Source organism: Alkalilimnicola sp. S0819 (assembly GCF_009295635.1).
Taxonomy (GTDB): Bacteria; Pseudomonadota; Gammaproteobacteria; order Nitrococcales; family WHIW01; genus S0819.
Genome location: NZ_WHIW01000016.1, coordinates 55,479 through 62,498 on the forward strand (window position 1 = coordinate 55,479; position 7,020 = coordinate 62,498).

The window sequence follows — 7,020 nt, forward strand, 5'->3', positions numbered from 1 at the left end:
ATTTTACGCGAGCTGTTCCACGCGGATGCGGGTCAGCTCGCCGTTGATGGAATCCAGCGCCTCGATCTGGGCGGTGGCGTCGTTCATCTGCCCTTCCGTTACCGGATGAGTGAGCAGGATCACCGGCACGTCCTCGGCGCCCGGGGCCGGCTGTTTCTGCAGGATGGCCTCGATGCTGATGCCGTGCTCGCCCAGGATACGGGTGACATGGCCCAGCACGCCGGGTTCGTCCTGCGCGCTCAGGCGCAGGTAATAAGCGGTGTGGACCCGCGCCATGGGCAGCACCGGCGCATCGGACAGCGCATGGGCCTGGAAGGCGAGGAAGGGCACCCGGTTCTCGGGCGGCAGATTGAACTCGCGCACCACGTCCACCAGGTCCGCCACCACCGAGGAGGCGGTGGGTTCGGAGCCGGCGCCGGAGCCGTAATACAGCGTCGGCCCCACCGCATCGCCGTTGACCATCACGGCGTTCATCACGCCGTCCACATTGGCCAGCAGCTGGCGGGCCGGCACCAGGGTCGGATGCACCCGCAGGCTGACGCCGTCCTCGTACTGGTGGGCGATGCCCAGATGCTTGATGCGATAGCCCAGCTCCTGAGCGTAGGCCACGTCCTCGCCGGTGATCTGGCTGATGCCCTCCACGTGCACCTTGTCGAACTGCAGCGGAATGCCGAAGGCGATGGAGGCGAGAATGGTGAGCTTGTGGGCGGCGTCCACGCCCTCGATGTCGAAGGTGGGGTCGGCCTCGGCGTAGCCCAGGCGCTGGGCCTCGGCGAGCACATCGGCGAAATCCCGACCCTCGTAGAACATCTCGCTGAGGATGAAGTTCGCGGTGCCGTTGATGATGCCCGCCAGCCACTCGATGCGGTTGCCGGTAAGCCCCTCGCGGATGGCCTTGATGATGGGAATGCCACCGGCCACCGCCGCCTCGAAGGCGACCGTGACGTTGTGGGCCCGGGCATGTTCGAAGATCTCGTTGCCGTGCTTGGCGATCAGCGCCTTGTTGGCGGTGACCACCTGCTTGCCCTGGTCGATGGCGCGCAGCACCAGCTCCCGGGCCGGCTCGGTGCCGCCGATCAACTCGACCACGATCTCCACGTCCGGGTTGTCCACCACGGCGAAGGGGTCATCGGTCAGCTCAATGCCCTCGGTGGGGCACGGACGGGGGCGGTCGAGATTGCGCGCCGCGGCGTGCACGATCTGGATTTCGCGCCCGGCACGACGACTGATCTCGTCCTTATTCCGGCTGAGCAGATTGACGGTACCGCTACCGACCGTGCCCAGCCCCAGCAAACCAACCTTCACCGAACTCAACAGCCTGGCTCCCCTGATTGGGCATCCTTGCGCAACATGGCTTTAATATTCCGCAGCGCCTGGCGCGTGCGGTGCTCGTTCTCGATCAGACCGAAGCGCACATGATCATCACCGTACTCGCCGAAACCGACCCCCGGCGACACCGCCACCTGGGCGTCGCGCAGCAGCTTCTTGGAGAATTCCAGCGAGCCCATGGCCCGGTAGCATTCCGGTATCGGCGCCCAGACGAACATGGTGGCCTTCGGTTTCGCCACCGGCCAGCCGGCGGCGTTGAGCCCGTCCACCAGCACGTCCCGACGACTGCAATACATCTGACGGATCTCGTCCACGCAGTCCTGCGGCCCCTCCAGCGCGTGGATGGCCGCCACCTGTATGGGCGTGAACATGCCGTAGTCAAGATAGGACTTCATGCGGGCCAGCGCGGCGATCAGCTTGGCATTCCCGCAAAAGAAGCCCACTCGCCAGCCCGGCATGTTATAGGTCTTGGACAGCGAATAACACTCCACCGCCAGATCCCGCGCACCCGGCACCTGGAGGATGCTCGGCGCCTTGTAGCCATCGAAGGTGATCTCGGCGTAGGCCAGATCCTGCACGATCCAGATACCGTGCTCGCGGCATACTTCCACCACCCGCTCGAAAAACTCCAGCTCCACGGTCTCGCCGGTGGGATTGGCCGGGAAGTTCAGGATCAGCATCTTCGGCTTGGGGAAGGTATTGCGGATCGCCTGATCCAGCTCGGCGAAGAAATCCCCGCCCGGCACCAGCGGCACGTGGCGGATATCCGCCCCCGCGATCACCACGCCATAGGGGTGGATGGGATAGGCGGGGTTGGGCACCAGCACCGCGTCCCCCGGCCCCAGGGTGGCCAGCGCCAGATGCGCCAGGCCTTCCTTGGAACCGATGGTGACGATGGCTTCGGTTTCCGGGTCCAGCGCCACATCGTACTTGTCCCGGTACCAGCGGGTGATCGCCCGGCGCAGGCGCGGGATGCCGCGGGACTGAGAATAGCGGTGGGTATCGGGCCGCTGGGCCGCCTCGACGAGTTTGTCGACGATGTGGGGCGGGGTGGGCTGATCCGGGTTGCCCATGCCGAAATCGACGATGTCCTCGCCCCGGGCACGGGCCTGGGCCTTCAACTCGTTGACGATGTTGAAGACATAGGGCGGCAGGCGTTTGATGCGTTGGAATTCGTCGTTGAGCATGGAGCACCGCGGATGAGCGCCGGAGCGGCGCGAAAACTCGCCTGTGGGCGGCATAGGCGCGCCAAGTTAACCATGCGCGCGGGGAGTGTCAATCAAGGCCTTGAGAGGCGGGCCGGGCGCCGTTATGGTTAGCCTCCTTCCGCCCTCACGGCAGCCAGGAGCGAACATGAAGATCACCCAGGACACCGGCAACGCCCAGTATCTCATCCGCGGTTATGAAGCCGGCATGGTGCTGATCAACGAGCAGCGCTTCGAGAGCAGCCTGGTGGTGACCCCGACGCAGCTCTACCCGGACTGGGCGCCGGAGCGTTTCGAGGAACTGGAACTGGGGCACCTGGAAGAGCTGCTGGCGCTGGAGCCGGAACTGGTGCTGCTGGGCACCGGAGAGCGCCAGCGCTTTCCCGAGCAGGGGCTGATGCGGGCCGTGTTGCGCCAGGGGATCGGACTGGAGGTGATGGCGACGGAGGCGGCCTGCCGGACGTACAACATCTTGATGGCGGAAGACCGGCGGGTGGTGGCGGCACTGATGCTGCGCTGAGGAGGCCACCGCCCCACCCCTGTTCGCGGCTCATGAGCCGCTCCCACAGGGGCGGGTGGTAGTTGCGGGGCCGACTACCCCAACACCGCGTCCTGGGAATACCCCGCCCGCTCCATCACTTCCCGCAACTTCTTCAAGGCATCCAGCTGGATCTGCCGCACCCGCTCGCGGGTCACACCGATCTCGCGCCCCACCTCTTCCAGGGTCGCCTTCTCGTAGCCGTGCAGCCCGAAGCGCCGCTCCACCACGGCCTGCTGCTTCTCGGTAAGCTGGGATAGCCACTCATCGATGTGAGCGAGCACATCGCTGTCCTGCAGCACGGCGTAGGGGTCGGGGCTGTTCTCGTCGGGGATGGCGTCCAGCAGCATCCGGTCCGCGTCCTTGCCGATGGGCACGTCCACCGAGGCCGTGCTCTCGTTCAGGCCGATCATGCGGCGCACGTCCTCCACCGGCTTGCCCAGCTCCGCGGCGATCTCGTCCACGGTGGGTTCGTGATCCAGCTGCTGGCGCAGGCGCCGGGCGGCGCGCAGGGTCTGGTTGATTTCCTTGATGATGTGAATGGGCAGGCGGATGGTGCGGGTCTGGTTCATGATCCCGCGCTCGATGGTCTGGCGTATCCACCAGGTGGCGTAGGTGGAAAAGCGGAAACCGCGCTCGGGGTCGAACTTCTCCACCGCCCGGATCAGCCCCAGATTGCCCTCCTCGATCAGGTCCAGGAAGGCCAGGCCGCGGTTGATGTAGCGCCGGGCGATCTTCACCACCAGGCGCAGATTGCTCTCGATCATGCGGGCCCGGGCGGCGGCGTCACCGCGCTGGACGAGACGGGAGTAGTGCACCTCTTCCTCGGCACTGAGCAGTGGCGAGAAACCGATCTCGTTGAGGTACATCTGGGTGGCGTCCAGGGTGGTCTGCACCTGGGTGCCGGTGAAGGCCTGGTCGTGGACCACCGCCTCCTCGGTTTCGGGATCGGCGTCGATGGTCTCTTCGCCGCTCACCGCGTCCTGGTCATGCCGCGCATCCTGCCGCGGGTCCTGCCCGGCCTCCTCGTCGAGGTGCTCGGTCTGGGTGTTCCGGTCGGTCCCCATGTATCCTCCTTGCCCCGCAAGTTAACCCCCGTGCGCCACGGCGATGACTTGAAATTATGCGTTTTTGTGCTTTTCGGGGTGTCGAGGGCCTACTATATGCCGGGCCGGCTGGCCCACGCAATCGGGCCGCGGAGGTGCATTCTCGTTCCAGCCACGCCAGCGCCCGTCCCGAAGCGGGGGATAGAGCCCCGTCAGCTGGCGCTGGCGATCGTGGCGCCATTCGCCGCCTCGCTCTGCCGCGCAAGCACCCCGGCCGCGTAGAGGGCCCAGGCGATGATGAACGGCTGAAAGAGCGGTCGCAGCCAGAAGTACCAGGCACCGAATTCCAAGCCCGCCACCCCGCTGCCGCGGATTGCGACATTGATGTTGGCGATCACCATGAGGCTCAGGAGCAGGGCGAGCCCGATGCCGGCCCAGTACCTCAGGTTCGGCAGCCCCAGGCGCCGGTACCATGCAAGCGGTAACAAGAGCCCGACCGCTCCGGCGAGCTCCGCCGCACCGGTGAACCACACCAGCGGCAGACTGAGCGAACCGAAGAACTCGGGCATCATCGGCAGATAGCGGCTGGTGTCGTTCACGAAGTGGTCAATGCCCGTAAAGAGAAAGCCCCCCGCCATGCCGTTGCGCATGGCCAATCGCAAATCGCGGCCCCGACCGCCGAGGAGCTGCACTACCCAGCTGACCGCGCCAATGCCCATCATCAACAGCAGAAAACTCATATACCCCCTCCTCGATACAATGTTGACAGCGTCAAGTTCAGGCTAACCCAAAACTTGACAGTGTCAAGTTGGCACCACAGAGTAGATCAGGTAAATCTGGATCAGAGGTGATGAGCTGTGACGGCGCGCAATCGCTACCATCATGGAAACCTGCGTGCAGCACTGATCGACGCTGCGCTGGACCTCCTGCGTACCGCGGGGCTCGAGGGCTTGAGCCTACGAGCGGTGGCTCGTGGCGCCGGCGTGTCCCAAACCGCTCCCTACAGCCACTTCAGCGACAAGCGCGCCCTGCTCGCCGCCGTTGCCGAGACAGGCTTCCAACAGCTGGTGTCGGCCATGCGCGCAGAGGCCGCCTCATGCACCCGGGCCGAGACACGCCTGGCGAGGCTGGGCAAAGGATACGTCCGCTTTGCGCTGAAAGAGCCCGCGCTCTTTCGCCTGATGTTCGGCTCGGAGCTCGGCGACATCGGCGATTTTCCTGCTCTTGGTAAGGTTGCGGGCCAGGCCTACGATCAATTGCGGCAGTCGGTCAGCACGCTCATGGAGGGAGCACCCGCGGCTCAGCACAACGCGGAATGCGTTGCCGCCTGGTCCCTGGTGCATGGTTTGGCAGTGCTGCTGATGGATGGGCGAATCGCACAGCCCGCGGAAACGCGCGAGCAGCTGATCGAAGACACGACCGCTGCCTTTGCCGCCCGCCTTGCTGCCCTGGCCTCCAGCCCCATCCGCGGCCGCTAGCTCGGCACCGCATAGTTCACTACCCGGCTGACCCTGCGTGCCCGCACCAGGGTCTACCCCGCTACGGCGGACACTCCGAATAATCCCCATCGTGGGCCGCGAGGAGCGTTAGGGCCAGGCGCGGACGACGTGCCACAAGCGCCGCGGGACCGGACCCTCGGTTCCCTGAGGCGTTACAAGTAACGCCGGATCTCGCCCAGGTCCGGGTTGTTCGGCAGCATGAAGCCCTTCACGTCGAGGATGGGCGTGCCGTAGCGCCGGGGCGGATAGCCGGCCGCTTCGAGTTTGGCGTTCAGCTCGTCCTGGCGGGAGCGGTCAAGGTCGATGAAGACCTCCTGGAAGGCTATGCCTGCATTGGTCAGCTCCCGGCGCTTTGCCTTGCAGTAACCGCAGGTGGTCAGCGAATACATGATCACCTGATCGTGGACGGCGACGCGTTCCCGTTCGGGTTCGCTGAAGTGGTTCCAGCCCTGGTAGGCGAGCAGCAGCACGGCGGCTACAAGAATCAGGCGTTTCATTCGTTTATCCCCAGTGTTGTTGTTATCAGGTTTTCGGAGGAATTTGCGGCCGAGCCTGCATTGCTACCAAACGCAGGCCTACGGGCACATGCTACTCCGCACGGGGGTGGACTGGTACCGGCTCTCCCACAGCGCCCCCGCGCCCTTCCAGGGAGTTGCGGTAGCGCGTCATCCGCCCCGCCACATGCTTCATGAATCGCCCTAGCTCCGCTACCGCCTCCTCCGGCTGTAGTAGCAGGCGTACGTGGTTCGTCATCGGGCAGTAGGCGTACACCTTGATTCCTAACAGCGCCCGGCACTCACGCAGGTTGTCGATGTAGAAGCGGTAGTCCGCCGCTTCCCCAAAAAACCGCCTGCCGATCATTCCCCCGCCGCACCACGTGGTGCGGGTAGTTCGGCAGCAGAGCTCGGCCCATCCTTGGCATCGCTCCTCTCCTTGGTTCCTGCGCGCATCGCTCCTTTTTAGCGACCCGGAAAATAAATCTGCCCCCATTTCGCCCAGCAGCAATTGGCCGAGACGCTGGGGGTCTCCCAGCAAACATTCGCCCACTACGAGGTGGGCCGGCTGAGGGTGGCCGCGGCCATGCTGCCGCAACTGGCGGAGATCCTGGATACGTTGGTGGAAGAGCTGCTGGGTCAGGCCGCGCCGCCGCAACCGGCCAAGCGCGGCCCGGCACCAAAGCTGCAACGCCAGTTCGAGCAGCTAAGCCAGCTGCCGCGGGCCAAACAGCGGTTCGTCATGGAGATGATTGATACCGTCCTGCAGCAGGCGGAGTAGCGGCTAAGGAAACGCTGATTTATTCGGGGGCAGCCGTTCCGTCGGTGGCTGTGGCTTGAGACAATGTCGGCCCTCCCCGGTTGAGAGTGAGTACGTGGTCGATGCAGTCGAGCTTCTCTGATCTTGAA

The 7,020-nt window shown here is 65.0% G+C and carries 8 protein-coding genes; 3 read left to right on the forward strand and 5 right to left on the reverse strand.

Features of this window, described 5'->3' with window-relative positions; genetic code table 11:
- Positions 1 to 3 precede the first annotated feature (3 nt).
- Positions 4 to 1,314 (reverse strand): homoserine dehydrogenase, encoded by a 1,311-nt coding sequence (locus tag GBG68_RS12375; protein WP_152147804.1) that lies wholly within the window; start codon positions 1,312 to 1,314, stop codon positions 4 to 6.
- The gene (alaC, locus tag GBG68_RS12380; protein WP_152147806.1) at positions 1,311 to 2,516 is read right to left on the reverse strand and encodes an alanine transaminase; all 1,206 of its coding nucleotides are present in this window, start codon (positions 2,514 to 2,516) and stop codon (positions 1,311 to 1,313) included. The genes GBG68_RS12375 and alaC overlap by 4 nt, the downstream gene beginning before the upstream one ends.
- A 166-nt stretch (positions 2,517 to 2,682) precedes the next feature.
- Between alaC and GBG68_RS12385 the strand changes: the two genes are divergently transcribed.
- A complete protein-coding gene (locus GBG68_RS12385; RefSeq protein ID WP_152147808.1) occupies positions 2,683 to 3,054 on the forward strand; it encodes an Mth938-like domain-containing protein in 372 nt (123 codons plus the stop codon).
- 74 nt (positions 3,055 to 3,128) lie between these two features.
- On the opposite strand, the gene rpoS is transcribed toward GBG68_RS12385, so the two are convergent.
- Positions 3,129 to 4,139: an RNA polymerase sigma factor RpoS gene (gene rpoS / locus GBG68_RS12390; protein ID WP_152147810.1), complete on the reverse strand. Its 1,011-nt coding sequence runs from the start codon at positions 4,137 to 4,139 to the stop codon at positions 3,129 to 3,131.
- Between the two features lie 191 nt (positions 4,140 to 4,330).
- Positions 4,331 to 4,858, reverse strand: a complete 528-nt coding sequence (locus GBG68_RS12395) for a DoxX family protein (protein WP_152147812.1) — start codon at positions 4,856 to 4,858, stop codon at positions 4,331 to 4,333.
- 117 nt (positions 4,859 to 4,975) lie between these two features.
- Here GBG68_RS12395 and GBG68_RS12400 point away from each other — a divergent pair, with 117 nt between their 5' ends.
- Positions 4,976 to 5,596 carry a TetR/AcrR family transcriptional regulator gene (locus GBG68_RS12400; protein ID WP_152147814.1) on the forward strand — a complete coding sequence of 207 codons (621 nt, stop codon included), beginning with the start codon at positions 4,976 to 4,978 and terminating at the stop codon, positions 5,594 to 5,596.
- A gap of 173 nt (positions 5,597 to 5,769) precedes the next feature.
- Here GBG68_RS12400 and GBG68_RS12405 read toward each other — a convergent pair whose 3' ends face one another.
- Positions 5,770 to 6,114, reverse strand: a complete 345-nt coding sequence (locus GBG68_RS12405; protein WP_152147816.1) for a glutaredoxin family protein — start codon at positions 6,112 to 6,114, stop codon at positions 5,770 to 5,772.
- Positions 6,115 to 6,622: 508 nt separating this feature from the next.
- Between GBG68_RS12405 and GBG68_RS12410 the strand changes: the two genes are divergently transcribed.
- Positions 6,623 to 6,892, forward strand: coding sequence for a helix-turn-helix domain-containing protein (locus GBG68_RS12410; RefSeq protein WP_152765770.1), 270 nt, complete (start codon positions 6,623 to 6,625; stop codon positions 6,890 to 6,892).
- Positions 6,893 to 7,020 lie beyond the last annotated feature (128 nt).

Excerpts from the sequence above, each read along its gene's own strand:
- alaC (WP_152147806.1), bottom strand. The coding sequence starts at position 2,516 with ATGCTCAACGACGAATTCCAACGCATCAAACGCCTGCCGCCCTATGTC.
- GBG68_RS12385 (WP_152147808.1), top strand. The coding sequence starts at position 2,683 with ATGAAGATCACCCAGGACACCGGCAACGCCCAGTATCTCATCCGCGGT.
- rpoS (WP_152147810.1), bottom strand. The coding sequence starts at position 4,139 with ATGGGGACCGACCGGAACACCCAGACCGAGCACCTCGACGAGGAGGCC.
- GBG68_RS12395 (WP_152147812.1), bottom strand. The coding sequence starts at position 4,858 with ATGAGTTTTCTGCTGTTGATGATGGGCATTGGCGCGGTCAGCTGGGTA.
- GBG68_RS12405 (WP_152147816.1), bottom strand. The coding sequence starts at position 6,114 with ATGAAACGCCTGATTCTTGTAGCCGCCGTGCTGCTGCTCGCCTACCAG.